At 65.8% G+C, this 26,322-nt stretch carries 26 protein-coding genes; 22 read left to right on the forward strand and 4 right to left on the reverse strand.

Translation table 11 applies throughout. The features are described 5' to 3' along the window. The first annotated feature begins 58 nt into the window (after nucleotides 1-58). Nucleotides 59-3,931, forward strand: a complete 3,873-nt coding sequence (locus ACFQ91_RS08550) for a DNA-directed RNA polymerase subunit beta' (RefSeq protein WP_376870889.1) — start codon at nucleotides 59-61, stop codon at nucleotides 3,929-3,931. A gap of 556 nt (nucleotides 3,932-4,487) precedes the next feature. Here ACFQ91_RS08550 and ACFQ91_RS08555 read toward each other — a convergent pair. The 4 genes from ACFQ91_RS08555 to ACFQ91_RS08570 all read right to left on the reverse strand — a co-directional run bounded on the left by ACFQ91_RS08555 (nucleotide 4,488) and on the right by ACFQ91_RS08570 (nucleotide 9,128). Next, entirely contained in the window at nucleotides 4,488-5,513 is a 1,026-nt protein-coding gene (locus ACFQ91_RS08555) for a 6-phosphofructokinase (RefSeq protein WP_198498198.1), read from the reverse strand. Then, nucleotides 5,510-6,193, reverse strand: coding sequence for a DUF1707 domain-containing protein (locus tag ACFQ91_RS08560; RefSeq protein WP_211977974.1), 684 nt, complete (start codon nucleotides 6,191-6,193; stop codon nucleotides 5,510-5,512). Before ACFQ91_RS08560 ends, ACFQ91_RS08555 begins: the two co-directional genes overlap by 4 nt. Nucleotides 6,194-6,360: 167 nt before the next feature. Continuing rightward, nucleotides 6,361-8,571, reverse strand: a complete 2,211-nt coding sequence (gene katG / locus ACFQ91_RS08565) for a catalase/peroxidase HPI (protein ID WP_376904143.1) — start codon at nucleotides 8,569-8,571, stop codon at nucleotides 6,361-6,363. A 77-nt stretch (nucleotides 8,572-8,648) separates the two neighbouring features. After that, nucleotides 8,649-9,128 (reverse strand): Fur family transcriptional regulator, encoded by a 480-nt coding sequence (locus ACFQ91_RS08570; protein ID WP_211977972.1) that lies wholly within the window; start codon nucleotides 9,126-9,128, stop codon nucleotides 8,649-8,651. Between the two features lie 442 nt (nucleotides 9,129-9,570). Here ACFQ91_RS08570 and rpsL point away from each other — a divergent pair, with 442 nt between their 5' ends. The 21 genes from rpsL to rplN all read left to right on the forward strand — a co-directional run bounded on the left by rpsL (nucleotide 9,571) and on the right by rplN (nucleotide 26,320). Then, a complete protein-coding gene (gene rpsL, locus ACFQ91_RS08575; protein ID WP_009379175.1) occupies nucleotides 9,571-9,945 on the forward strand; it encodes a 30S ribosomal protein S12 in 375 nt (124 codons plus the stop codon). After that, nucleotides 9,945-10,415, forward strand: coding sequence for a 30S ribosomal protein S7 (gene rpsG, locus ACFQ91_RS08580; protein ID WP_137826106.1), 471 nt, complete (start codon nucleotides 9,945-9,947; stop codon nucleotides 10,413-10,415). The genes rpsL and rpsG overlap by 1 nt, the downstream gene beginning before the upstream one ends. A gap of 90 nt (nucleotides 10,416-10,505) precedes the next feature. Beyond that, nucleotides 10,506-12,611, forward strand: a complete 2,106-nt coding sequence (gene fusA, locus ACFQ91_RS08585; protein WP_211977970.1) for an elongation factor G — start codon at nucleotides 10,506-10,508, stop codon at nucleotides 12,609-12,611. Nucleotides 12,612-12,725: 114 nt separating this feature from the next. Next, nucleotides 12,726-13,919, forward strand: coding sequence for an elongation factor Tu (gene tuf, locus ACFQ91_RS08590; RefSeq protein ID WP_198498203.1), 1,194 nt, complete (start codon nucleotides 12,726-12,728; stop codon nucleotides 13,917-13,919). A 133-nt stretch (nucleotides 13,920-14,052) separates the two neighbouring features. Beyond that, nucleotides 14,053-15,720: a glycoside hydrolase family 13 protein gene (locus ACFQ91_RS08595; protein ID WP_211977969.1), complete on the forward strand. Its 1,668-nt coding sequence runs from the start codon at nucleotides 14,053-14,055 to the stop codon at nucleotides 15,718-15,720. 79 nt (nucleotides 15,721-15,799) lie between these two features. Next, the gene (locus tag ACFQ91_RS08600; RefSeq protein ID WP_211977968.1) at nucleotides 15,800-17,110 is read left to right on the forward strand and encodes an extracellular solute-binding protein; all 1,311 of its coding nucleotides are present in this window, start codon (nucleotides 15,800-15,802) and stop codon (nucleotides 17,108-17,110) included. 47 nt (nucleotides 17,111-17,157) lie between these two features. After that, nucleotides 17,158-18,000, forward strand: coding sequence for a carbohydrate ABC transporter permease (locus ACFQ91_RS08605; protein ID WP_211977967.1), 843 nt, complete (start codon nucleotides 17,158-17,160; stop codon nucleotides 17,998-18,000). A gap of 4 nt (nucleotides 18,001-18,004) precedes the next feature. Next, complete coding sequence (locus tag ACFQ91_RS08610; protein ID WP_198500914.1) at nucleotides 18,005-18,841, forward strand: carbohydrate ABC transporter permease; 837 nt, start codon at nucleotides 18,005-18,007, stop codon at nucleotides 18,839-18,841. 40 nt (nucleotides 18,842-18,881) lie between these two features. Further along, a complete protein-coding gene (locus tag ACFQ91_RS08615; protein ID WP_211977966.1) occupies nucleotides 18,882-20,141 on the forward strand; it encodes an ABC transporter ATP-binding protein in 1,260 nt (419 codons plus the stop codon). Nucleotides 20,142-20,485: 344 nt separating this feature from the next. Next, nucleotides 20,486-20,794 carry a 30S ribosomal protein S10 gene (gene rpsJ, locus ACFQ91_RS08620; RefSeq protein WP_009379191.1) on the forward strand — a complete coding sequence of 103 codons (309 nt, stop codon included), beginning with the start codon at nucleotides 20,486-20,488 and terminating at the stop codon, nucleotides 20,792-20,794. Nucleotides 20,795-20,805: 11 nt separating this feature from the next. Further along, nucleotides 20,806-21,480, forward strand: coding sequence for a 50S ribosomal protein L3 (gene rplC / locus ACFQ91_RS08625; RefSeq protein WP_137826113.1), 675 nt, complete (start codon nucleotides 20,806-20,808; stop codon nucleotides 21,478-21,480). 5 nt (nucleotides 21,481-21,485) lie between these two features. After that, entirely contained in the window at nucleotides 21,486-22,139 is a 654-nt protein-coding gene (rplD, locus tag ACFQ91_RS08630) for a 50S ribosomal protein L4 (RefSeq protein ID WP_211977965.1), read from the forward strand. Continuing rightward, nucleotides 22,136-22,435, forward strand: coding sequence for a 50S ribosomal protein L23 (gene rplW / locus ACFQ91_RS08635; protein ID WP_009379194.1), 300 nt, complete (start codon nucleotides 22,136-22,138; stop codon nucleotides 22,433-22,435). Before rplD ends, rplW begins: the two co-directional genes overlap by 4 nt. A 30-nt stretch (nucleotides 22,436-22,465) precedes the next feature. After that, complete coding sequence (gene rplB, locus ACFQ91_RS08640; protein WP_137826115.1) at nucleotides 22,466-23,302, forward strand: 50S ribosomal protein L2; 837 nt, start codon at nucleotides 22,466-22,468, stop codon at nucleotides 23,300-23,302. Between the two features lie 15 nt (nucleotides 23,303-23,317). After that, nucleotides 23,318-23,599, forward strand: coding sequence for a 30S ribosomal protein S19 (rpsS, locus tag ACFQ91_RS08645; protein WP_113905439.1), 282 nt, complete (start codon nucleotides 23,318-23,320; stop codon nucleotides 23,597-23,599). Between the two features lie 40 nt (nucleotides 23,600-23,639). Then, the gene (gene rplV, locus ACFQ91_RS08650; protein WP_137826116.1) at nucleotides 23,640-24,026 is read left to right on the forward strand and encodes a 50S ribosomal protein L22; all 387 of its coding nucleotides are present in this window, start codon (nucleotides 23,640-23,642) and stop codon (nucleotides 24,024-24,026) included. Continuing rightward, nucleotides 24,026-24,841: a 30S ribosomal protein S3 gene (gene rpsC / locus ACFQ91_RS08655; RefSeq protein WP_137826117.1), complete on the forward strand. Its 816-nt coding sequence runs from the start codon at nucleotides 24,026-24,028 to the stop codon at nucleotides 24,839-24,841. Before rplV ends, rpsC begins: the two co-directional genes overlap by 1 nt. 3 nt (nucleotides 24,842-24,844) lie before the next feature. Next, a complete protein-coding gene (gene rplP / locus ACFQ91_RS08660; protein WP_009379199.1) occupies nucleotides 24,845-25,261 on the forward strand; it encodes a 50S ribosomal protein L16 in 417 nt (138 codons plus the stop codon). A 2-nt stretch (nucleotides 25,262-25,263) separates the two neighbouring features. Continuing rightward, on the forward strand, nucleotides 25,264-25,515 hold the full coding sequence (rpmC, locus tag ACFQ91_RS08665; RefSeq protein WP_137826121.1) for a 50S ribosomal protein L29: 252 nt from the start codon (nucleotides 25,264-25,266) through the stop codon (nucleotides 25,513-25,515). Further along, nucleotides 25,515-25,802, forward strand: coding sequence for a 30S ribosomal protein S17 (gene rpsQ, locus ACFQ91_RS08670; protein ID WP_140955548.1), 288 nt, complete (start codon nucleotides 25,515-25,517; stop codon nucleotides 25,800-25,802). The genes rpmC and rpsQ overlap by 1 nt, the downstream gene beginning before the upstream one ends. Before the next feature lie 149 nt (nucleotides 25,803-25,951). Continuing rightward, complete coding sequence (gene rplN / locus ACFQ91_RS08675) at nucleotides 25,952-26,320, forward strand: 50S ribosomal protein L14 (RefSeq protein WP_137826777.1); 369 nt, start codon at nucleotides 25,952-25,954, stop codon at nucleotides 26,318-26,320. Nucleotides 26,321-26,322 lie beyond the last annotated feature (2 nt).

Genomic DNA, 26,322 nt, shown 5'->3' on the forward strand with positions numbered 1-26,322 from the left:
CAACCGACACAAGAATTTCTGATGGGCGTTGAGCCCATCGCCAGGAAAGAGGATTTACGTGCCTGACGTCAATTACTTCGATGAGCTGCGGATCGGTCTCGCCACCGCCGATGACATCCGCAGCTGGTCCCACGGCGAGGTGAAGAAGCCGGAGACCATCAACTACCGCACCCTCAAGCCGGAGAAGGACGGACTCTTCTGCGAGAAGATCTTCGGTCCCACCCGTGACTGGGAGTGCGCGTGCGGCAAGTACAAGCGCGTGCGCTTCAAGGGCATCATCTGCGAGCGCTGCGGCGTCGAGGTGACCCGTGCCAAGGTGCGCCGTGAGCGCATGGGCCACATCGAGCTCGCCGCTCCCGTCACCCACATCTGGTACTTCAAGGGCGTCCCCTCGCGCTTGGGCTACCTGCTCGACCTCGCGCCGAAGGACCTCGAGAAGGTCATCTACTTCGCCGCGTACATGATCACGTCTGTCGACGAGGAGTCCCGTCACCGGGACCTGCCGAGCCTGCAGAACAAGATCGACGTCGAGAAGGCGCAGATCGGCGACCGCCGGGATGCCGACATCGACCGTCGGGCCAAGAAGCTCGAAGAGGATCTCGCAGCGCTCGAGGCCGAGGGCGGCTCCGCTCAGGCCAAGAAGAAGCTGCGCGACGTCGCCGACAAAGAGACGGAGAAGCTGCGCAAGAACGCCGATCGCGAGATCGACCGTCTTGAGCAGGTGTGGGATCGGTTCAAGAACCTCAAGGTCAACGACCTCGAGGGCGATGAGAGCCTCTACCGCGAGATGTTCGCCCGCTTCGGGCTCTACTTCACCGGTGCCATGGGCGCCGAGGCGATCCAGAAGCGTCTGCTCGACTTCGACCTCGAGGCCGAAGCCGAGAAGCTGCGCGAGCTCATCCAGACCGGCAAGGGACAGCGCAAGACCCGGGCGCTCAAGCGCCTCAAGGTCGTCAACGCGTTCCTCACCACGGACAACAACCCCGAGGGCATGGTCCTCGACGTCGTCCCGGTGATCCCGCCCGAGCTGCGTCCGATGGTCCAGCTCGACGGCGGCCGGTTCGCGACCTCCGATCTCAACGACCTCTACCGTCGTGTGATCAACCGCAACAACCGTCTCAAGCGGCTCCTCGACCTCGGTGCCCCCGAGATCATCGTCAACAACGAGAAGCGGATGCTCCAGGAAGCCGTCGACTCGCTGTTCGACAACGGTCGTCGCGGACGTCCGGTGACCGGACCGGGCAACCGCCCGCTCAAGTCGCTGTCCGACATGCTCAAGGGCAAGCAGGGCCGGTTCCGTCAGAACCTGCTCGGCAAGCGCGTGGACTACTCGGGCCGTTCGGTCATCGTCGTCGGTCCGCAGCTGAGCCTGCACCAGGCCGGTCTGCCCAAGACCATGGCGCTCGAGCTGTTCAAGCCCTTCGTCATGAAGCGTCTGGTCGATCTCAACCACGCCCAGAACATCAAGTCGGCCAAGCGCATGGTCGAGCGCCAGCACCCGCAGGTGTGGGACGTCCTCGAAGAGGTCATCACCGAGCACCCGGTCCTGCTCAACCGCGCACCGACTCTGCACCGCCTCGGCATCCAGGCGTTCGAACCCCAGCTCATCGAGGGCAAGGCCATCCAGCTGCACCCGCTCGTGTGCTCGGCGTTCAACGCCGACTTCGACGGCGACCAGATGGCTGTCCACCTGCCGCTGAGCCCTGAGGCGCAGGCCGAGGCCCGCATCCTCATGCTCTCGGCGAACAACATCCTCAAGCCCTCCGACGGCAAGCCCGTGACCATGCCCTCCCAGGACATGATCATCGGCCTCTACCACCTCACCTCGGAGCGCAAGGGACTCGCCGGCGAAGGCCGGTCGTTCTCCAGCCTCGGCGAAGCCATCATGGCCTTCGACCACGGCGAGCTCGACCTCGGTTCGGTCGTCACGATCCGTCTGGAGAACGTCGTTCCGGGTGCGGATCTCGACGTCCCTGAAGGCTGGGAGCCGGGCACCGACCTCGACGTCACCACGACGCTGGGTCGCGCCCTGTTCAACGAGTTCCTGCCCGCCGACTACACGTTCGTCAACTCGACGATCGACAAGAAGGCGCTGAGCCGGATCGTCAACCACCTCGCCGAGGAGTACCCGAAGGTCGAGGTCGCGCACACGCTGGACAACTTCAAGTCCGGCGGCTTCCACTGGGCGACCCGCTCGGGCATCACCGTGGCGATGTCCGACATCGTCTCGCCCGAGGCGAAGACGGAGATCCTCGAGAACGCCGAGGCGCTCGACACCAAGGTCCAGCAGCAGTACGAACTCGGAGCCCTGACCGACGACGAGCGCCGCAACGAGCTCGTCAAGCTGTGGACCGAGACCACCGAGAAGGTCGACCAGGTCATGCGGACGAACTTCCCGGAGGAGAACTCGGTGCTGCGCCTCGTCGACTCCGGCGCGTCCGGCAACTGGATGCAGGTCCGTCAGCTCGCCGGTATGCGCGGCCTGGTGACGAACCCGAAGGGTGAGATCATCCCGCGTCCGATCACGTCGAACTACCGTGAGGGCCTCTCGGTGCTCGAGTACTTCATCGCCTCCCACGGCGCCCGCAAGGGCCTCGCGGACACGGCGCTGCGGACCGCGGACTCCGGTTACCTCACGCGTCGTCTCGTCGACGTCTCGCAGGACGTCATCATCCGCACCGCGGAGACCGATTCGACCAAGGGCATCACCCTGCCCGTGGCCGAGCGCGACCACGACGGCAACCTCGTCCCGCACGAGTTCGTCGAGACCAGCGTCTTCGGCCGCCTCACGGTCGCCGATGTCACCGACGCCGACGGCAACGTCATCGTCCCGGCGAAGACGGACGTCACCGCCGAGGTCGTCGACCTCCTCGTGGCCAACGGCATCGAAGAGCTCAAGGTCTACTCCGTGCTCACCGCGGACTCCGACACGCAGATCTCGGCGATGCACTACGGTCGCTCGATGGCCACCGGCAAGCTCGTCGACATCGGCGAGGCGATCGGCACGGTCGCTGCCCAGTCGATCGGCGAGCCCGGCACGCAGCTGACGATGCGCACCTTCCACACCGGTGGTGTGGCGGCGTCCTCGGGTGACATCACCCAGGGTCTGCCCCGTGTCACCGAGCTCTTCGAGGCCCGGACCCCGAAGGGCTTCGCCCCCATCGCCGAGGCGACCGGTCGAGTGAAGATCGACGACAGCCGCAAGACCCGCTTCGTCGTCATCACCCCCGATGACGGCAGCGAGGAGATCGAGCACGCAGTCTCCAAGCGCGCCCGCCTCCTCGTCGAGGACGGTCAGCACGTGTCGGCGGGCGAGCAGCTCGTCGTCGGTGCGGTCGACCCGAAGCAGGTGCTGCGCATCCGCGGTCGCCGTGAGGCCGAGCGCTTCCTCGTCGAGCAGGTGCAGAAGGTGTACCGCTCGCAGGGCGTGGGCATCCACGACAAGCACATCGAGGTCATCGTGCGCCAGATGCTGCGTCGCGTCACGGTCATCGAGTCCGGCGACACGAACCTGCTGCCCGGCGAGCTCGTCGACCGCGGCCGGTACCAGGCGGAGAACCGTCGCGTCGTCGCCGAGGGCGGTCAGCCGGCCTCGGCCCGTGATGAGCTCATGGGCATCACGAAGGCCTCGCTGGCGACCGAGTCGTGGCTGTCGGCCGCGTCCTTCCAGGAGACCACGCGTGTCCTCACCGAGGCTGCGATGGAAGGCAAGTCGGACACGCTCATGGGCCTGAAGGAGAACGTCATCCTCGGTAAGCTCATCCCGGCCGGCACCGGCCTCCAGACGCACCGCAACATCGTTGTGGAGCCGACGGAGGAGGCGAAGGCGGAGATGTTCACCAACAGCTACGGTGACTTCTACGCGGGCATCGGATCCGATTCCGGCTCCGCCATCCCGCTCGAGGACTACGACTACGGCGCCTTCAGCTGAGTCGGCATTGAGCTGCCGCAGTCCGGTCCGCTGACCGGCTGAGGCGACTCGGCCGCCTCCGAGTGCACGCAAGGGGCACCCACCGATTCGGTGGGTGCCCCTTCTGCATGCCCGCGACATGCTTGTGCCGATTGTGACTGTCGGCCAAAAGTCGTTCTGCAGGCAACCAGTCGATGGGCAGAACGACTTTTCGCCGACACAGCGTGCGTGTCGCAAACTTCTCGCCGGCAGAACCACTTTTGCCCAGCGCAACCGCTTCCGGCGCGGACACACTTCCAGCAGGCTGACTCACTTCCAGCCGGCGCACACTCTTCCAGCAGGCAGACACACTTCTGGCCGGCGTACGCGCTTCTTGCGGGCACTCGCCCGCGACACGCTTGTGCCGATTGTGACTGTCGGCCAAAAGTCGTTCTGCGGGCAACCAGTCGATGGGCAGAACGACTTTTCGCAGGCGCAACGTGCGTGTCGCAAACTTCTCGCCGGCAGAAACACTTCTGCCCAGCGCAACCGCTTCCAGCGCGGACACGCTTCCCGCCCGCAGCTGCACCGCAGACTCTCAGCCGAAGAGGACCTGCGCCTCTTCCCACCGGTCGAGCGGCACGGTCTTGAGGCTGTCGACGGCCGAGGCCATCTCGACGGCGACGATGTCGGTGCCCTTGAGGCTCGCCATCTTGCCCCACTGCTCACCGTGGGCGAGGTCGGCCGCGGCCATGCCCAGACGCGTCGAGAGAACCCGGTCGTAGGCGGTGGGGGAGCCGCCCCGCTGCAGGTGACCGAGGATCGTCGCGCGGGTCTCGATGCCCGTCTGCTCCTCGATGAGCGGCGCGAGGTAGTTGGCGATGCCGCCGAGGCGGGCCCGGCCCCGGGAGTCGACTCCGCGGTCGGCGATCTGCTCGTCGAGGCCCTCGGGCACGAAGCCCTCGGCGACGACGACGATCGGGGCGCGACCGCGATCCCGCGCCGAGGTCACCCACTGCCCGATCTGCTCCATCGACACGGGGAACTCCGGCATGAGGATCGCGTGCGCCCCGCCGGCCATGCCCGAGTGGAGGGCGATCCAGCCGACGTTGCGGCCCATCACCTCGATGACCATGCACCGGTGGTGGGACTCCGCGGTGGTGCGCAGACGGTCGATCGCCTCGGTGGCAATCGACTGGGCGGTGTCGAAGCCGAACGTGTAGTCGGTGTTGTCGAGGTCGTTGTCGATCGTCTTCGGCACGCCGACGATGTTGATCCCCTCCTCCTCGACGAGGCGGGAGGCCCCCGAGAGCGTCCCCTCACCGCCGATCGCGACGATCGCGTCGATGTCGTGCGCGGCGAGCACCTCCCGCATCCGCGCGGGACCCCCGTCCTCGTAGGGGTGGGTGCGGGAAGTGCCGAGGATCGTGCCGCCGCGTCCGGAGAGGCCGCGGACGTCGAGCATCGACATCTCGAACATGTCGTCCTCGAGCAGACCCCGCCAGCCGTCGCGGATGCCGACGAACGACGAACCGTGCGAGCGGATGCCCTTGCGGACGATGCCGCGGATGACGGCGTTGAGGCCGGGGCTGTCGCCGCCGGAGGTGAGGATTCCGATTCTCATGTCAGCTGTCCCTGGTCCTTTCCTCGGTAGCCTTTGGCCAAGTGCACGTCGTGGCCGGCCATGAGCGAGAACCCCTTGAGCACGACGGTGCCGTTCGAGCCGTCGCCTCTGGCCGACTGCCGGATCTCGTTGCCGGCCATGATGTTGATCGTCTCGTCCTTGATCTGCACGCCCGGCGGCACGTAGATGTCGTTGCCGGCCCACATCGAATACGCCACGAGTTCGACGGTGACGCCGGGACCCATGACCTCGGTGAGGTCGATGTTGTCCCCGCCCATGAGCGCGTACGTCGTCACCTCGGCGGTGCCGGCGGGCACGTCGATCTCCCGCCCGGACATGATCGCCACCGAGTTCACGGGGCTCGCCGAGCCCGGCGGGGCAGTCGGCGAGAGCGGCGCGGGTGCATTGCGCGGCACGATCTGGGCACCCGGGGTCGTTCCGCCCGTCTGCTGCTCGAGGCGGTGGTGGAGTTCGCGTCCTTCGGGCAGGTCGACGATGAGCGGAGCGAGCTCGTCGAGGTACTTCGCCCGGATCGCCTCGTCCTGCCGCTCGGCGGTCTCATCGGGGTCGAGGCGACCGCTGCTCACCGCCTCGGTGATGACGGCGAGGACGGCGTCGCGGTCGGCGTCGGAGGCCCGGATCCTCGGGCGGGACGGTGGTTCGAGCTGTTCGTCGGGCATGACCCCCAGTGTAGCGGCGGACACACTCTCCGGTGTCGGACGATTCACCGACGAGGCGGGACACGACGAAGGCGGTGCCCCGATAACGGGACACCGCCTTCTCACCTCTCCTCACAGGGCAGGTCATCCTCGCCGAGGCGGCCCACCACGGCGAGGAGAGACTGACCTCAGCGCTTGAGGTCGTAGCGGTCGGCCTCGACGACCTTCGACCAGGCATTGACGAAGTCGTTGACGAACTTCTCCTGTGCATCGTCGGAGGCGTAGACCTCGGCGATCGCGCGCAGCTCGGAGTTCGACCCGAAGAGCAGGTCGACACGGCTGCCCGACCACAGCTTCTCACCGGCCGGGGAGTAGGACTCGTAGAGGTTGGTCGTCGCCGAATCGCCGACGGCCTTCCACGTGTTGCCGAGCTCGAGGAGGTTGACGAAGAAGTCGTTCGTCAGCTCGCCCTTGCGGTCGGTGAACACACCGAGCTCGGAGTCCTCGTAGTTCGCGCCGAGGACGCGGAGTCCGCCGATGAGCACCGTGAGCTCGGAGGTGGTGAGCCCGAGCAGGCTCGCCTGGTCGAGGAGGAGATACTCGGCGGCCAGCGGCAGGCCCGGGGTGAGGTAGTTCCGGAAGCCGTCGTGGGTCGGCTCGAGGTAGGAGAAGGACTCGACGTCCGTCTGCTCCTGCGAGGCGTCCCCGCGTCCGGTCGACACGGGCACGGTGACGTCGAAGCCCGCAGCCGCGGCGGCGGTCTCGACGCCGACGGCCCCGGCGATCGCGACGACATCGGCGAAGGAGGCGCCGGTCTCGGCGGCGATGCGCTCGAGCACGCCGATCACCTCGGCGAGCTTGGCCGGCTCATTGGCCGTCCAGTTCCGCTGTGGTTCCAGCCGCAGGCGACCGCCGTTGACGCCGCCGCGCATGTCGGAGACGCGGTGCGAGGACGCGGCGGCCCACGTCGTCGACACGAGCTGGGAGACGCTGAGGCCCGAGTTGCGCACGGCCGCCTTGACGAGTTCGACCTCGCCGTTGCCCAGCGGGGTGCCCGCTGGGATCGGATCCTGCCAGATGAGGTCCTCGTTCGGCACCTCGGGTCCGAGGTAGCGGGTCGCGGGTCCCATGTCGCGGTGCGTGAGCTTGAACCACGCACGGGCGAACGCGTCCTCGAAGGCCTTCTGATCGTCCTTGAAGCGACGCGAGATCTTCTCGTAGGCGGGGTCGAAGCGCAGCGAGAGGTCGGTCGTGAGCATGCGGGGCTCACGGCGTCCCTCACCCTGGGCCATCGGCACCATGTCGTCGCCGCCGCCGTCGACCGGACGCCACTGGATGTGGCCGCCCTCGTTCTCGAACTTCTCCCACTCGTACGCGAAGAGGATGTGGAAGAACTCGTTGTCCCAGCGGGTCGGGTGGTAGGTCCACGTGACCTCGATGCCGCTGCCGATCGCGTCGTTGCCCGAACCGGTGCCGAAGTCGGACTTCCAGCCGAGCCCCTGCTCCTCGAGGGCACCGGCTTCCGGATCCGCACCCTTGTGGCTCTCGGGGCCGGCGCCGTGGGTCTTGCCGAAGGTGTGGCCGCCGGCGATGAGGGCGACGGTCTCCTCGTCGTTCATCGCCATCCGGCCGAAGGTCTCGCGGATGTCAGCGGCGGCCTTGACCGGGTCGGGTTCGCCCTCGGGGCCCTCGGGGTTGACGTAGATGAGGCCCATCGTCGTCGCCGCGAGCGGCTTCTGCAGCTCACGGTTGCCCGCGTAGCGCTTGTCGGTGCCCAGCCATTCGGTCTCCGAACCCCAGTAGACGTCGTTGTCGGGCTCCCACACGTCGGCACGACCGCCGGCGAAGCCGAAGGTCTTGAATCCCATCTGCTCGAGGGCGACATTGCCCGCGAGGATGAAGAGGTCGGCCCACGAGATCTTCTTGCCGTACTTCTTCTTCACCGGCCACAGGAGGCGGCGGGCCTTGTCGAGTCCGACATTGTCCGGCCATGAGTTGAGCGGCGCGAAGCGCTGCTGGCCCTCACCGCCGCCGCCGCGGCCGTCCTGGACGCGGTAGGTGCCGGCGGAGTGCCAGGCCATGCGGATCATGAACGGACCGTAGTTGCCGAAGTCGGCCGGCCACCAGTCCTCGCTCGTCGTCATCAGCGCGGCGAGGTCCGCCTTGAGCCCGTCGTAGTCGAGGGTGGAGAACTCCGCCGCGTAGTCGAAGTCGGCGTCCATCGGGTCGCGGGCGGGCTGGTTCTTCGCGAGGATCTTGAGGTTGAGACGGTTGGGCCACCACTGGGCGTTGGCGTCGCCCTGCAGGGGAGTGGTCAGCGATCCGGGTTCGGACGTCGGGTTGGCACCCGAAGACGTGTGGACGACTGGGCAGCCGCCTGCAGTGGAGGTGTCGGTCATGGTGTTCCTTTCGGTGTCGAGCCCCGGGCGGGCTCAGCTGATGGCGACGGAAGGGCGCAGCGAGAGCGCCTCCCGGCTCAGACGACAGAGGGCAGTTCGAGTTCGGGCTCCGGAGCCGCACTGCGACGGGCGCAGTCCGGGCACAGACCCCAGAACGTCACCTCGGCCTCGTCGATGACGAAGCCGTGATCGTGTGATGGGGTCAGGCACGGGGCCTGACCGACCGTGCAGTCGATGTCGACGATCCGGCTGCACTCCCGGCACACGAGATGGTGGTGGTTGTCGCCGATGCGCCGCTCGTACCGGGAGACGGACCCGGACGGTTGGATGCAGCGGAGGAGACCCGCCTCGGTGAGGGTGTGGAGTGAGTCGTAGACGGCCTGATGGGAGACCTCGGGGAGGTCCTGTCTGACCGCGCGGATGACGGTCTCGGTGTCGGCGTGGGGATGGGAGTCCACCGCTGCCAGCACCGCGACTCTCTGCTTCGTCACGCGCAGGGAGCTGGTCCGCAGGATCGCGGAATAGTTCCCCGTCGGCGCCTGTTGTTCCTCTGTCACCCCTTCACCCTTGCATGGTTTTCTTGAATGAGTCAAGGAAGCGACCCTGCTATATCGTGACCCGTGTCTCTCCGCCCGAGGGCGGCCGGGCGGAGCAGGATACGCCGCTTCCGGCGATTTTGACCGGAGGCTCGCGCACGCGATATTCTGGGAGGCGACTGATTGTGTTATCTGCGTCGTCGGACGATCATGCCAGGTGTGTTGTGAGGCCTGGACCCCGTGTGAGTGCGACCGGCGCAGGCCGCCCGACCGAGCAGAACCCTGCGCGCGCGTGTCCTTGCGACACTCCCGAGCGCAGGGTGCGTGAGGCCGCGTGGTTACTGGCATCGGGAGTCAAGCTTCACCCGGTGTTCAGTCGGATATGTCCCACGGTTCACAAACGCGACCTGCGTCGCGGCCGATGTGGGAATTAGGTTCATCGAGAAGCAATGGAGAACGCTTAGTGCCGACAATCCAGCAGCTCGTCCGCAAAGGACGGCATAACAAGTCCGCAGGGTCCGACGCCCCTGCCCTGAAGGGCAGCCCCCAGCGTCGCGGCGTGTGCACCCGTGTGTACACCACGACCCCCAAGAAGCCGAACTCGGCTCTTCGCAAGGTCGCTCGTGTCAAGCTCTCGAGCCAGATCGAAGTGACCGCGTACATCCCCGGTGAGGGACACAACCTGCAGGAGCACTCGATCGTGCTCGTGCGCGGTGGCCGTGTCAAGGACCTTCCGGGTGTGCGCTACCGGATCGTGCGCGGTTCGCTCGACACCCAGGGTGTCAAGGGCCGTCAGCAGGCCCGCAGCAAGTACGGAGCGAAGAGGGAGAAGAAGTAATGCCGCGCAAAGGTCCTGCACCGAAGCGACCGATCGTCGTCGACCCGGTCTTCAACTCGCCGCTCGTCACGCAGCTGATCAACAAGATCCTGCTCGACGGCAAGCGCTCGACCGCCGAGCGCATCGTCTACGGTGCCCTCGAGGGCACCCGCGAGAAGAACGGCAACGACCCGGTTGCCAACCTCAAGAAGGCTCTCGACAACATTCGCCCGTCCCTCGAGGTCCGCTCCCGCCGCGTCGGCGGTGCGACCTACCAGGTGCCGGTCGACGTCCGTCCTGCTCGTTCGACGACCCTGGCACTGCGCTGGCTCGTGGGCTACGCCCGCCAGCGCCGTGAGAAGACGATGACCGAGCGCCTCATGAATGAGATCCTCGACGCGGGCAACGGCCTCGGTGCCGCTGTCAAGCGCCGTGAGGACACCCACAAGATGGCCGAGTCCAACAAGGCCTTCGCCCACTACCGCTGGTGATCGTCGCCCTTGCCGCCCGATCGGTCTGCTGCGCAGACCGGTCGGGAGGGAAGGGTCTGCGGTCAAGTCATCGATTGAGAGAGAGACACCGTGGCACTTGACGTGCTCACCGACCTGAACAAGGTCCGCAATATCGGCATCATGGCCCACATCGATGCCGGTAAGACCACTACGACCGAACGCATCCTGTTCTACACCGGTGTGAACTACAAGATCGGCGAGACCCACGACGGTGCCTCGACGATGGACTGGATGGAGCAGGAGCAGGAGCGCGGCATCACGATCACGTCGGCCGCGACGACCTGCTACTGGCACGATTACCAGATCAACATCATCGACACCCCGGGACACGTCGACTTCACCGTCGAGGTGGAGCGCTCGCTCCGCGTCCTCGACGGCGCCGTCGCCGTGTTCGACGGCAAGGAAGGCGTTGAGCCGCAGTCCGAGACCGTGTGGCGTCAGGCTGACAAGTACAACGTTCCGCGTGTGTGCTTCGTCAACAAGATGGACAAGCTCGGTGCGGACTTCTACTTCACCGTGCAGACCATCAAGGACCGCCTCGGTGCGAAGCCGCTCGTCATCCAGCTGCCGATCGGCGCCGAGTCCGACTTCGAGGGCATCGTCGACCTTCTTGAGATGAAGGCCTACATCTGGCCTGACGAGTCCAAGAAGGGTCAGGACATGACCGAGATCGAGATCCCCGCGGATCTTGCGGACAAGGCCGAAGAGTACCGTGCCCAGCTCGTCGAGGACGTCGCCGAGAGCTCGGAAGAGCTCATGGAGAAGTACCTCGAGGGTGAGGAGATCTCGGTCGCCGAGCTCAAGGCCGGCATCCGCGCTCTCGTCATCGAGTCCGAGGCCTTCCCGGTGATGTGCGGTTCCGCGTACAAGAACAAGGGCGTCCAGCCCATGCTCAACGCTGTCCTCGACTACCTCCCCTCGCCGCTCGACGTGCCTCCGATGATCGGACACAACCCGAGCAACGAGGAAGAGGAGATCGTCCGCAAGCCCTCCGTCGACGAGCCGTTCTCGGCACTCGCGTTCAAGGTGGCCACGCACCCGTTCTTCGGTGCGCTCACCTACGTCCGCGTGTACTCGGGACAGGTGAAGTCGGGCGAGCAGGTTCTCAACGCCACGAGCGGAAAGAAGGAGCGCGTCGGAAAGCTCTTCCAGATGCACTCCAACAAGGAGAACCCGGTCGAAGAGGCGATCGCCGGTCACATCTACGCGTTCATCGGTCTCAAGGACACGACGACGGGCGACACGCTGTGCGATCCCGCACACCCGATCGCTCTCGAGTCGATGACCTTCCCCGAGCCCGTCATCTCCGTGGCCATCGAGCCCAAGACGAAGGGCGACCAGGAGAAGCTCTCGGCTGCCATCCAGAAGTTCGTCAAAGAGGATCCGACCTACCAGGTCGAACTCGACCCGGAGACCGGCCAGACCGTCATCCGCGGCATGGGCGAGCTCCACCTCGACATCCTCGTCGACCGCATGCGTCGCGAGTTCAAGGTCGAGGCGAACGTCGGCAAGCCGCAGGTCGCGTACCGCGAGACGATCCGTCGCGCCGTCGAGAAGTACGACTACACCCACAAGAAGCAGACAGGTGGATCGGGACAGTTCGCCAAGGTCCAGGTGACCTTCGAGCCTCTCGAGGTCGACGGCGACACGATCTACGAGTTCGAGAACGCCATCACCGGCGGTCGCGTGCCTCGTGAGTACATTCCGAGCGTCGACGCCGGCATCCAGGATGCGATGCAGCTCGGCGTCCTCGCCGGCTACCCGCTGGTCGGCATCAAGGCCACTCTGGTCGACGGTGCCTACCACGACGTCGACTCCTCGGAGATGGCGTTCAAGATCGCCGGTTCGATGGTCCTCAAGGAGGCCGTGAAGAAGGCGAACCCGGTTCTGCTCGAGCCGGTCATGGAAGTCGAGGTGCGCACCCCTGAGGAGTACATGGGCGACGTCATCGGCGACCTGAACTCTCGGCGTGGCCAGATCCAGTCCATGGACGACGCTTCCGGCGTGAAGGTCGTCAAGGCTGTGGTCCCGCTGTCGGAGATGTTCGGCTACATCGGAGACCTGCGGTCGAAGACCCAGGGCCGCGCGGTGTACTCGATGCAGTTCTCCAGCTATGCGGAGGTCCCGAAGGCTGTGGCCGACGAGATCATCCAGAAGATGCGTGGCGGAGAGTAATCTCCACAGCTCATCGCCAAGGTGATGTAGAACAACATCACTGGAATGAAAGATAACCAACAAAGGTCTAAGATATGAACCGCATATCTTTTGCCAACCACGAGGAGGAACCCAGTGGCAAAGGCTAGTTTCGATAGGACTAAGCCGCACGTCAACATCGGCACCATCGGCCACGTTGACCACGGAAAGACCACCTTGACCGCTGCGATCACCAAGGTCCTGGCGGACAAGTACCCCGATCTCAACGAGGCTCGCGCCTTCGACCAGGTGGACAACGCACCTGAGGAGAAGGAGCGCGGCATCACCATCAACGTCTCGCACGTTGAGTACCAGACCGAGAAGCGTCACTACGCTCACGTCGATGCCCCTGGTCACGCCGACTACATCAAGAACATGATCACCGGTGCTGCTCAGATGGACGGCGCGATCCTCGTGGTCGCCGCCACCGACGGTCCGATGCCGCAGACCCGTGAGCACGTCCTGCTCGCGCGTCAGGTCGGTGTGCCCTACATCGTCGTGGCTCTCAACAAGTCCGACATGGTCGACGACGAAGAGCTCCTCGAGCTCGTCGAGTTCGAGGTCCGCGACCTGCTCTCGAGCCAGGAGTTCGACGGCGACAACGCTCCCGTCGTCCAGGTCTCCGCTCTCAAGGCCCTCGAGGGCGACGAGAAGTGGGTCAAGACCGTCGAAGACCTCATGGATCAGGTCGACGAGTACGTTCCGGAGCCGGAGCGCGACATCGACAAGCCCTTCCTCATGCCCGTCGAGGACGTCTTCACGATCACCGGTCGTGGAACCGTCGTCACCGGTCGTGTCGAGCGCGGCGTCCTCCTCCCCAACGAGGAGATCGAGATCGTCGGCATCAAGCCGAACTCGTCGAAGACGACCGTCACCGCCATCGAGATGTTCCGCAAGACCCTGCCGGATGCCCGTGCAGGTGAGAACGTCGGTCTGCTTCTCCGCGGCACCAAGCGCGAAGACGTCGAGCGCGGCCAGGTCATCGTCAAGCCGGGTTCGATCACCCCGCACACCAAGTTCGAAGGTCAGGTCTACATCCTGAGCAAGGACGAGGGCGGCCGTCACAACCCGTTCTACTCGAACTACCGTCCGCAGTTCTACTTCCGGACCACCGACGTCACCGGCGTCATCACGCTGCCCGAGGGCACCGAGATGGTCATGCCCGGCGACAACACCGACATGTCGGTCGAGCTCATCCAGCCGATCGCCATGGAGGAAGGCCTCCGCTTCGCCATCCGCGAAGGCGGCCGCACCGTCGGTGCAGGTCGAGTCACCAAGATCATCGAGTGATCTGATTCTTCTCCACTGAGCCTCACCGCTCAGCGCTGAAGCCCACAGGGGCCGCAATCATCATGATTGCGGCCCCTGCGGCGTCTATGCTGGACTTTCGCACAGCCCGCATCGCACAGTGAGGAGACAGAGCATGACAGAGGGGCGGAACTGGGCGGCCGACGCCGTCATCTACCAGGTCTATCCGCGCTCGTTCGCCGACGGCGACGGCGATGGGATCGGCGACCTGCCGGGGATCCTCGAGCGCTTCGACCACTTCGCCGACCTCGGCGTCGACGCGATCTGGCTCTCCCCGTTCTACCCCTCGCCCGGCAACGACGCCGGCTACGACATCAGCGACTACCGGGACGTCGATCCCGTCTTCGGCACGCTCGCCGACTTCGATGCGCTCATCGCCCGCGCCCATGCCGCGGGAGTGCGGGTCATCGTCGATCTCGTCCCCAATCACACGTCCGCCGCCCATCCGTGGTTCCAGAAGGCCATGAGCGCCGAGGCGGGGGACCCTGCCCGTGACATGTACATCTTCCGCACCGGTCGGGACGGCGGGGAGGCGCCGCCGAACAACTGGACGTCGGTCTTCGGGGGTCCTGCATGGACCCGGGTCGACGGCAGCGACGACTGGTACCTTCATCTCTTCGATCCCACGCAGCCCGACCTCAACTGGGACAACCCTGCCGTGCGGGAGGCGTTCGAGGGAGTCCTGCGTTTCTGGCTCGACCGCGGCGTCGACGGCTTCCGCGTCGATGTCGCCCACGGTCTCATCAAGGCCGAGGGCCTGCCCGATCACCAGCCCGCCGGCGACGGAGACGCGGGCCTGGCGGCGTCACCGACTGCGGCCTCGCCGTTCTTCGACCAGGACGGTGTCCATGACGTCTACCGGGCGTGGCGGCGGGTCCTCGACGGCTATCCGGGGGAGCGGATCCTCGTCGCCGAAGCCTGGGTCGAACCGCTCTCGCGCCTCTTCCGCTACGTCCGCGACGACGAGATGGATCAGGCCTTCAACTTCACCTTCCTCATGGCCGGCGTCGACCCGGGGAACCTCCACCGCGCCGTCGACGAGACCTTCGCGGCAGCCGCCGAGGTCGGGGCGAGCCCGACGTGGGTGATGTCGAACCACGACACCGTCCGCCATGCCAGCCGCTTCGGACTTCCCACCCCGCCGCCGCATCAGCGCGGCATCGGGCCCGCGGACCCGCAGCCGGACGAGGCGCGGGGCCGGCGGCTCGCGGCCGCGATGGCGCTCGTCGAACTCGGCCTGCCCGGCTCCGCCTACGTCTACCAGGGCGACGAACTCGGCCTGCCCGAGCACACGCAGCTGGCAGCCGATGAGCGACGGGATCCGGTGTTCGCCCGCAGCGGGGGGACCGAACTCGGACGGGACGGGGCGCGCACGCCCTACCCTTGGTCGGACACGGATGACCACCTCGGCTTCGGCACCCGCGCCGGCGCTCAGACATGGCTGCCCCAACCCGAGTCGCACCGCGGCCTCGCCCGCGACGCGCAGCGCGCCGCCGCGGACTCACAGCTTCGCCTCTACACCGAGCTCATCGCCCTCCGACGCGCCCGGGGGATCGGAACCGGAGCCTTCGCGTGGCACGCCCTCGACGATCCCGGCGCCGGTCTCCTCGCCTTCACGAGCGCGACCGCCACCGGCACCTTCCTCGTGATCGCGAACCTCACAGCCGCGCCGCGGGTGCTCACCGGGCTGCCGGCGGGGGACCTCATCGCCGCAAGTCACCCTGACGCAATGTCGGAGGGGGTGCTGAGTGCGGACAGTGCCGTGTGGATCGCGCTCGAGTGATTCCATTCCGCCTGACTTGGGGTAATGTGGCTCACAGACGACCATGACATGTGCAACGCTGCAGAGTGGCAGGTGAGCGATGACGGAGAAGGCAAGGAAGCACCGACCGTGGCGACTGGCGCTGGCCGGCGGCGCGCTGCTCGGTCTCGTCGCAGTCACCGGCTGCAGTGCGAACACCTCGACACCGACCCTGACGTGGTACATCAACCCCGACAACGGGGGACAGGCGACGATCGCCGAACAGTGCACGGCCGAGGCCGACGGGGCGTACCGGATCTCGACGAGCCTGCTGCCCAACGATGCACCCAGCCAGCGCGAGCAGCTCATCCGCCGCCTCGCCTCGGCGGACTCGTCGATCGACATCATGAGCCTCGACCCGGTCTACGTCGCCGAGATGGCCAACGCCGACTACCTCGCTCCCGTCCCCGAGGAGTACATCGGGGAGTTCACCGACGGGGTCATTCCCTCCTCGGTCGAATCCTCCACCCGGCAGGACGTCCTCGTCGCCGCCCCGTTCTGGGCCAACACCCAGCTGCTGTGGTACCGCAAATCCGTCGCCGAGGCGGCCGGGCTCGATATGTCCCAACCGGTGACCTGGGACGAGATCATCGATGCCGCCGAGGGTCAGGACAAGCGCGTCGGCGTGCAGGGCATCAGGGCCGAGTCGCTGACGGTGTGGATCAATGCGATGGTCGAATCCGCCGGCGGGCAGATCGTCGAGAACCCCGACGCCGATTCGCCCGACCAGGTCACCCTCGGCCTCGACTCCGAGGCCGGTCGGAGTGCTGCGGGCATCATGGAGCGGATCGCCGAGACCGGCGTCGGCGGCCCCGCGCTGTCGAACCTCGACGAGAACGGGGCGATGCTCGAATTCCAGAGCGACGACGGCGGCTTCATGGTCAACTGGCCCTTCATCTACTCGGCCTCGCAGGCCGCCGTCGAGGACGGCAGCCTCGACCAGGCGGTCCTCGACGACATCGGGTGGACCCTCTACCCCCGCGTCGACGAGGGGCAGGAATCGCGGCCGCCGCTGGGCGGGATCAACCTCGGCGTCGGTGCCTTCTCGGAGAACCCGGACCTCGCCTTCCAGGCCGTCGACTGCATCCGCTCACCGGAGAAGCAGTCCGCGTACTTCCTCACCGACGGCAACGCCCCGTCGAACCTCGCCGCCTTCGACGACCCGGAGGTGCAGGAGGCGTTCCCCGCGGCACCGGTCATCGCCGAATCGCTCCAGGTCTCCGCCGCCCGGCCGCTGACGCCCTACTACAACGAGGTGACCGGCGGAATCCAGAAGTCGTGGCACCCGCCGGAGGCGGTCCGTCCGGACTCCACGCCCGCGCGGTCCCAGGAATTCATCCTCGAGATCCTCAAGGGGGAGAGGCTGCTGTGAAAGCAAAGGTGTCGAACCGGCAGCGCGGTGAGACGAGACTCGGGTGGATGCTCTCGGCCCCCGCGGTCATCATCCTCCTCGCCGTCACCGGCTATCCCATCCTCCAGGCGGTGTACTTCTCGTTCTTCAACTACCGGATGACCGACCCGGACAACCGCTACGTCAACTGGGGGCAGAACTACCTCGTCATCCTCACCGATCCGCTGTGGTGGCAGACGGTCGGGGTGACCCTGCTGCTCACGGTCGTCACTGTCGCCGTCGAACTCGTCCTCGGGTTCGCGCTCGCGCTCGTCATGCTCAACGCGCTGAAAGCAGTGCGGCCGTGGGTGCGCACGGCCATCCTCATCCCCTACGGCATCATCACCGTCGTCGCGGCGTTCTCCTGGAAGTATGCCTTCGACCTCGGCACCGGCTTCGTCGGCACGTGGCTGTCGATGCCGGCCTTCGACTGGTTCGGCGACTTCTGGTCCTCGTTCATCGTCATCTGCGCCGCGGAGATCTGGAAGACGACGCCGTTCATCTCCCTGCTCCTCCTCTCCGGTCTCGCGCAGATCCCCAGCGACATGCTCGAGGCGGCGACCGTCGACGGCGCGACCTGGTGGCAGCGGATGTGGAAGGTGATCATCCCGAACATGAAGGCGGCCATCATGGTGGCGCTGCTCTTCCGCACCCTCGACGCGTTCCGCGTCTTCGACTCCGTGTTCGTCATGACCGCCGGCGCGCAGAACACCGCGACGGTCTCGTTCCTCACGTACAACCAGTCGATCGGCCAGCTGCAGCTGGGCATGGGCTCGGCGCTGTCGGTGCTGCTCTTCCTCAGCGTCGCCCTCATCTGCTTCATCTTCATCAAGTTCTTCAAGGTCGACCTGGCCCAGGCGAGAGGTGAGTGAGACGATGTCCGGCCGCAAGCACACCGTCTGGTGGATCGTCATCAGCCTCGTCGTCGCCGTCTACGCGCTCTTCCCCGTCGTGTGGATCGTCTCCCTGTCGCTGAAATCTCCCGGCGACATCGCGAACAAGCAGTTCTGGCCCACCGCGATCGACTGGTCGAACTACGAGCTGATCTTCACCGGGGCCGCGAAGGACCTCTTCCTCCCCGCGCTCGTCAACTCGATCGGGATCTGCCTCATCGCCACCGTCATCGCCGTCGTCCTCGCCACGCTCACGGCCTACGCGGTGGCCCGTCTCGACTTCCCGGGCAAGAAGCTCATCCTCACGATGGCCCTGGCCGTGTCGATCTTCCCCGTCATCTCGCTCGTCACCCCGCTGTTCCGGATCTGGTCGGCGATCGGGCTCTACGACACGTGGGCGGGCCTCATCATCCCGTACCTCTCGCTCACCCTGCCGATCTCGATCTGGACGCTTGCCGCATTCTTCCGCCAGATCCCGTGGGAGCTCGAGCAGGCCGCGCAGGTCGACGGGGCGACGAGCTTCCAGGCCTTCCGCAAGGTCATCGTGCCCCTGGCCGCCCCCGGCGTCTTCACCACGGCGATCATCGCGTTCTTCATCGCGTGGAACGACTTCGTCTACGGGATCTCGCTGACCTCGACCTCTGCGGCCCGACCGGTGCCCGCGGCCCTGTCCTTCTTCACCGGCGCCAGCCAGTTCGAAGAGCCCGCCGGCGCGATCTCCGCGGCGGCGATCATCGTCACGATCCCGATCATCATCATCGTCCTGCTCTTCCAGCGCCAGATCGTCTCCGGTCTGACCTCGGGAGCCGTCAAGGGATGAGCCCCACGCCCACCACCCCACACCAGCGGAGTTGAGAACCATGTCCGAGATCGAACTGCGGAACATCATCAAGCGCTACGGCGACGGGTACCCCGCGATCAGCGATGTCAGCCTGCGGATCGCCGAGGGCGAGTTCGTCATCCTCGTCGGCCCCTCGGGCTCGGGCAAGTCGACCCTGCTGCGGATGATCGTCGGCCTCGAGGACATCACCGAGGGCGACCTGCGCATCGACGACGAACGCGTCAACGACTCCGCACCCCGCGAACGCGACCTCGCCATGGTGTTCCAGAACTACGCCCTCTATCCGCACCTGACCGTCGCCGAGAACATCGCGTTCCCGCTCATGCTCGCCAAGGGGCAGTACTCGAAGGAGGAGATCGACGAGCGGGTCAACCGGGCGGCGACGCTGCTCGAACTCCGCGACCACCTCGACCGCAAACCCGCGAACCTCTCCGGCGGGCAGCGCCAGCGGGTGGCGATGGGCCGGGCGATCGTCCGCGACGCGAAGGCGTTCCTCTTCGACGAGCCGCTGTCGAACCTCGATGCGAAGCTGCGCATCCAGATGCGCACCGAGATCTCGCGGATGCAGCGCAACCTCGGCGTCACCACCGTCTACGTCACCCACGACCAGACCGAGGCGATGACCCTGGGCGACAAGGTCGCGGTGCTGAAGAAGGGCGTGCTCCAGCAGTACGCGAGCCCGCAGGAGCTCTACGACGAGCCCGTCAACCTCTTCGTCGCCGGCTTCATCGGGTCGCCGCCGATGAACTTCCTGCCGGTGGAGAACGTCGACGGGCGGCTCCGCTCCCCGTTCGGAGAGTTCAGCCTCCCGGCCGCCGAGGCGGAGAAGCTGCGCGGCGCCCCGCAGTACCTCGTCGCCGGCATCCGGCCCGAGGACTTCCATGATGCGGCGACCCTCGACGAGGCGAAGCGCGGCGGGGGAGCGCTCCTCAGCGCCGAGGTCGATGTCACCGAATGGCTCGGCAACGAGGTCTACGCCTACATCCCCTTCGAAGCGGAGCCGGCGGTGAGGAAGGCACTTGAGGAGCTCGACCGCGACCTCGACGGCGAGGGCGCGCGCACGCAGGTCGTCGCGGTCCTCGACCCGTCCACCTCGGTGCGCGAGGGCGATACCATGGAACTCTGGTTCGACCCGGCCAAGGTCATGGTCTTCGATCCCGAGACGGGAGAGAACCTCACCCGCGACCCGGAGAACGCGCAGCGCCTCGCCGCGGAGTCCGAAGCCGCCCGCCAGCGGGCCCTCGAGCGGGCGAAGTCACAGCAGGCGGCCAGCGTCTGAGACTTCACTCACAAGCACAACCCCCGGAATTGCGCGGATGCACGCGGCTGTGAAAAGATAGTCAGGTTGCGTTCTGGGTGTTGACCCCTGCACTGCGGCCTTCTGGCCGCGAACAGCCCGGAACACTATCGGATCGATGAATCTGCGAAATCGCGGGTTCGGACCGAGCAGCCAATGAGTAGAAGCGCCGTCGGCCCTGACAGATGAGAAGCGAGAGCTTCGTCCGCCAGGATCAGCCGACACGCCCGACCTCGGGGGTCGGTCATGGTCAGCCGGCACAGACCCCTGTCGCATCCGCGGCGGGAGGTTGATGGCCGGAAGGAACAAAAGAAAGAGACGACGCCATGGCGGGACAGAAGATCCGCATCCGGCTCAAGTCGTACGACCACGCTGTGATCGACAGTGCTGCGCGAAAGATCGTGGACACCGTCACTCGCGCTGGTGCGACTGTTGTGGGCCCGGTGCCGTTGCCGACGGAGAAGAACGTGTACTGCGTCATCCGTTCGCCGCACAAGTACAAGGACAGCCGTGAGCATTTCGAGATGCGCACGCACAAGCGTCTGATCGACATCGTCGATCCGACGCCGAAGGCCGTCGATTCGCTCATGCGTCTCGACCTCGCCGACGACGTCAACATCGAGATCAAGCTCTAAGGGAGGGAAAAATGGCGAACACTCGTTCCTCAGCTCTCCCGACCACCCGCAAGGTCAAGGGCCTTCTGGGTACCAAGCTGGGCATGACCCAGGTGTGGGATGAGCAGAACAAGCTCGTGCCGGTGACCGTTGTGGCCACCGGAAACAACGTTGTCACCCAGATCCGCGACGAAGAGACCGACGGCTACCCGGCCGTGCAGATCGCCTTCGGCGAGATCGACCCGCGCAAGGTCAACAAGCCGACCGCTGGTCACTTCGAGAAGGCCGGCGTGACCCCGCGCCGTCACCTCGTCGAACTGCGCACCGCTGACGCCGGCGAGTACTCGCTGGGTCAGGAGCTCGGTGTCGACACGTTCGAAGCCGGAGTCAAGGTCGACGTCACCGCGAAGACCAAGGGCAAGGGCACCGCTGGTGTCATGAAGCGCCACGGCTTCTCCGGTGTCGGCGCCTCGCACGGTGCTCACCGCAATCACCGCAAGCCGGGTTCGATCGGTGGAGCAGCTACGCCTGGTCGCGTGTTCAAGGGCATGCGCATGGCCGGCCGCATGGGTGCCGTCAAGCACACCACCCAGAACCTCACGATCCACGCCGTGGACACCGAGAACAACTTCCTGCTCATCAAGGGTGCCGTTCCCGGCCCCAAGGGCGCCGTCGTTCTCGTTCGCTCGGCTTCGAAGGAGGCCTGAACGACATGACTGATGTCAAGACAGTCGACGTCGTCGATGCCACCGGTGCGAAGACCGGTTCCGTTGACCTGCCTGCCGAGGTCTTCGGCGTGGCGACCAACGTGCCGCTCATCCACCAGGTCGTCGTCGCACAGCTCGCAGCTGCCCGCCAGGGCACGCACAAGACCAAGACCCGCTCCGAAGTTCGCGGCGGCGGTCGCAAGCCCTACCGTCAGAAGGGAACCGGCAACGCCCGTCAGGGTTCGATCCGCGCTCCCCAGTACAACGGCGGTGGAATCGTGCACGGTCCGGTGCCGCGCGACTACTCGCAGCGGACCCCGAAGAAGATGAAGGCCGCCGCTCTGCGCGGAGCCCTCTCCGACCGCGCACGCCTCGATCAGGTCTTCGTCGTGAAGAACCTCATCACCGGCGACGCCCCGTCGACCAAGCAGGCGAAGCTCGCTCTGGGCGGCCTCTCCGATCGCAAGAACACCCTCGTGGTGCTCGACCGTGACGACGAGCTCACCTACCTCAGCGTTCGCAACCTGCCGCACGTGCACGTGCTCACCTCCGACCAGCTCAACACGTACGACGTGCTGGTCGCCGATGACATCGTGTTCACCGAGGCAGCTCTTGCCGCGTTCCTGGGCGGAAACCGCAATTCGGAGGACGCATCATGAGTCTCAACTTCAAGGATCCGCGCGACATCATCATCGCGCCGGTCGTCTCGGAAAAGACCTACAGCCTGATGGACGAGGGGAAGTACACCTTCATCGTCGATCAGCGCTCGAACAAGACCGAGATCAAGAACGCCATTGAATCGATCTTCGATGTGCAGGTCGCCAAGGTGAACACCCTGAACCGTCAGGGCAAGCGCCGCCGCACCCGCACCGGTTGGGGAAAGCGCAAGGACACCAAGCGTGCCATTGTCGCCCTCAAGGACGGATCGATCGACATCTTCGGTGGATCGCTCTAAGCGATCCTTCGCATAAGAAGGACAAGACTCATGGGAATTCGCAAGCACAAGCCGACGACCCCGGGCCGCCGTGGCTCGTCGGTCGCCGACTTCGTCGAAGTGACCCGGTCGACGCCGGAGAAGTCGCTTCTGCGCCCGCTGCCCAAGCGCGGCGGCCGCAACAACCAGGGACGCGTGACCACTCGCCATCAGGGCGGCGGTCACAAGCGCCAGTACCGTGTCATCGACTTCCGCCGCCACGACAAAGATGGTGTCCCGGCGAAGGTCGCACACATCGAGTACGACCCGAACCGCACCGCGCGCATCGCCCTCCTGCACTACGCAGACGGTGAGAAGCGCTACATCATCGCCCCGCAGAACCTCAAGCAGGGCGCTCAGGTGGAAGCCGGACCGGGTGCAGACATCAAGCCGGGCAACAACCTCGCCCTGCGCAACATCCCAGTCGGCACCGTCGTGCACGCCGTTGAGCTGCGCCCCGGTGGCGGAGCCAAGATCGCCCGTTCTGCCGGCTCGTCCGTGCAGCTCGTCGCGAAGTACGGCCGTTTCGCTCAGCTGCGGATGCCTTCGGGCGAGATCCGCAACGTCGACGCCCGCTGCCGTGCCACGGTCGGCGAGGTCGGCAACGCCGAGCAGTCGAACATCAACTGGGGCAAGGCAGGTCGCATGCGCTGGAAGGGCAAGCGCCCGTCCGTGCGTGGTGTCGTCATGAACCCGATCGACCACCCGCACGGCGGTGGCGAGGGCCGGACCTCGGGTGGTCGTCACCCGGTCAGCCCGTGGGGTCAGCCAGAAGGCCGCACTCGCCGGCCGAAGAAAGAGAGCGACAAGTACATCGTGCGCCGTCGCCGGACCGGCAAGAAGCGCTGATTGGAGTACTGACTTATGCCTCGTAGCCTCAAAAAGGGTCCTTTCGTCGATGAGCACCTGTACCAGAAGGTCGCTCGTCAGAACGAGAAGAACACCAAGAACGTAATCAAGACCTGGTCGCGTCGCTCGATGATCATCCCGGACTTCCTGGGACACACCATCGCCGTTCACGACGGACGCAAGCACGTGCCGGTCTTCATCACTGAAGCGATGGTCGGGCACAAGCTCGGCGAGTTCGCACCCACACGGACGTTCCGTGGCCACGAAAAGGACGATCGCAAGGGTCGCCGCCGCTGAGGCGGGGGACCAGCGATCTCAGACAGGAGAGAAGGAAGCGATGGAAGCCAAGGCTAAGGCGCGTTACCTGCGCGTCACGCCTCGCAAGGCTCGGCGCGTCATTGACCTCATTCGTGGTCAGCAGGCAACCGAAGCACTTGCAGTGTTGAAGTTCGCCGAGCAGTCGGCGTCCGACCCGATTTACAAGCTCGTCGCCTCGGGCATCGCGAATGCGCGTGTCAAGGCCGACGAGGAAGGTCTCGCGTTCGACGAGAACGACCTGGTCATCTCGGAGGCGTTCGTCGACGAGGGACCGACCATGAAGCGGTTCCGCCCGCGTGCTCAGGGACGTGCGTTCCGCATTGAGAAGCGCACCAGCCACGTCACCGTGGTCCTGGCCAGCGGAGACGACCTGCCGCAGCAGAAGAGCCGGAAGGGGAACCGCTGATGGGCCAGAAGATCAATCCGAACGGATTCCGACTCGGAATCACCACGGACCACAAGTCGAAGTGGTTCGCTGACTCGACCAAGCCGGGGCAGCGCTACAGCGACTACGTGCTCGAAGATGTCAAGATCCGCCAGATGATGACCAAGGGCCTCGAGCGGGCCGGCATCTCGAAGGTCAACATCGAGCGCACCCGTGACCGTGTCCGCGTGGACATCCACACCGCCCGTCCGGGCATCGTCATCGGACGCCGCGGTGCCGAGGCCGACCGCATCCGCGGTCAGCTCGAGAAGCTCACCGGCAAGCAGATTCAGCTCAACATCCTTGAGGTGAAGAACCCGGAGATCGACGCTCAGCTCGTCGCTCAGGGCGTTGCCGAGCAGCTCGCCAGCCGCGTGGCCTTCCGCCGCGCGATGCGCAAGGCGATCCAGAGCGCCCAGCGCGCCGGTGCCAAGGGCATCCGCGTGCAGTGCTCGGGCCGCCTCGGCGGTGCTGAGATGAGCCGGTCGGAGTTCTACCGCGAAGGCCGTGTGCCCCTGCACACGCTGCGCGCGAACATCGACTACGGATTCCACGAGGCGCACACCACCTTCGGACGCATCGGCGTCAAGGTGTGGATCTACAAGGGCGACATGACCGACAAGGAGCTTGCCGCCGAGCAGGCGAAGGCTCCGGCAGCGCGCGGCCCCCGTGGTCGCGGTCGCGGCCGCGGCGGTCGTGGACGGGGTCAGGAAGGCGGAGCCCGCCGGAACGACTCGGCCCGCACGACTGAGAACAACGCTGAGGCCCCCGCGGCTGAGGCCGGAACGGAGGGCTGAGACATGTTGATCCCTCGTCGAGTGAAGTACCGCAAGCAGCACCACCCCAAGCGGGGCGGCGCCGCCAAGGGTGGCACGACGGTGGCCTTCGGTGACTACGGCATCCAGGCTCTCGAGCCGGCCTACGTCACCAACAGGCAGATCGAAGCCGCACGTATTGCCATGACGCGCTACATCAAGCGCGGTGGCAAGGTGTGGATCAACATCTACCCCGACCGACCGCTGACGAAGAAGCCCGCCGAGACCCGCATGGGTTCCGGTAAGGGCTCTCCCGAGTGGTGGGTTGCCAATGTCAAGCCGGGACGGGTCATGTTCGAACTCGCCGGTGTGTCCGAGGAAGTTGCTCGTGAGGCGCTGCGCCTGGCGATCCACAAGCTTCCGCTCAAGGCCCGCATCGTGGCCCGCGAAGGTGGTGAGTGAGCATGGCGATCGGTTCGAAGAACCTGTCCATGGACGCGCTTGACGGTTACGACAACGAGCGTCTGGCGGAAGAGCTCAAGAAGGCCAAGGCCGAGCTGTTCAACCTCCGCTTCCAGTCGGCCACCGGCCAGCTGGAGAACCACGGCCGCCTCAAGGCCGTGCGTCGCGACATCGCTCGTATCTACACAGTGCTCAATGAGCGGGAGCTGGACATCCGTCCGAACCCCGCTGACGCCAAGGAAGAGGACAAGTGATGGCAGACACGACCAACACCGAGGCGACGTCTGTCGACCGCAACTCCCGCAAGACTGCGCGTGGCTACGTCGTCTCCGACAAGATGGACAAGACCATCGTCGTCGAGATCGAAGAGCGCAAGAAGCACCGCCTCTACGGCAAGGTCATGCGCAAGTCGGTCAAGCTCAAGGCCCACGACGAGGAGAACACCGCCGGCATCGGCGACCTCGTCCGTGTGGCTGAGACGCGTCCGGTTTCGGCCGCGAAGCGCTGGCGGCTCGTCGAGATCATCGAACGCGCCAAGTAATCCAGCGTTCGCCCCTCCCTCCCGGTCCCGCCCATGGCCTGAGACTCTCAGGCCATGGGCGGCTACCGGGAACGGGGCGAGTATGTCAATGAATCCGTTCCGCAAGGCTCGCAGCGATGTGAGAACCAGCGCGACGACAGGAGAAAACAGTGATTCAGCAAGAGTCGCGACTCAAAGTCGCCGACAACACCGGAGCCAAGGAGATCCTGGCCATCAGGATCCTCGGCGGTTCCGGTCGGCGCTACGCCTCGATCGGTGACACCATCGTGGCCACCGTCAAGGACGCAATCCCCGGCGGCAACGTGAAGAAGGGTGACGTCGTCAAGGCCGTCATCGTTCGCACGGCCAAGGAGCGCCGCCGCCCGGACGGCTCCTACATCAAGTTCGACGAGAATGCAGCTGTCATTCTCAAGGCTGATGGGGAACCCCGCGGCACCCGCATCTTCGGACCCGTGGGACGCGAATTGCGTGACAAGAAGTTCATGAAGATCGTCTCCCTGGCACCGGAGGTGTTGTGAGC

It is taken from the genome of Brevibacterium sp. NPDC056726 (genome assembly GCF_042790515.1).
Taxonomy (GTDB): domain Bacteria; phylum Actinomycetota; class Actinomycetes; order Actinomycetales; family Brevibacteriaceae; genus Brevibacterium; species Brevibacterium sanguinis.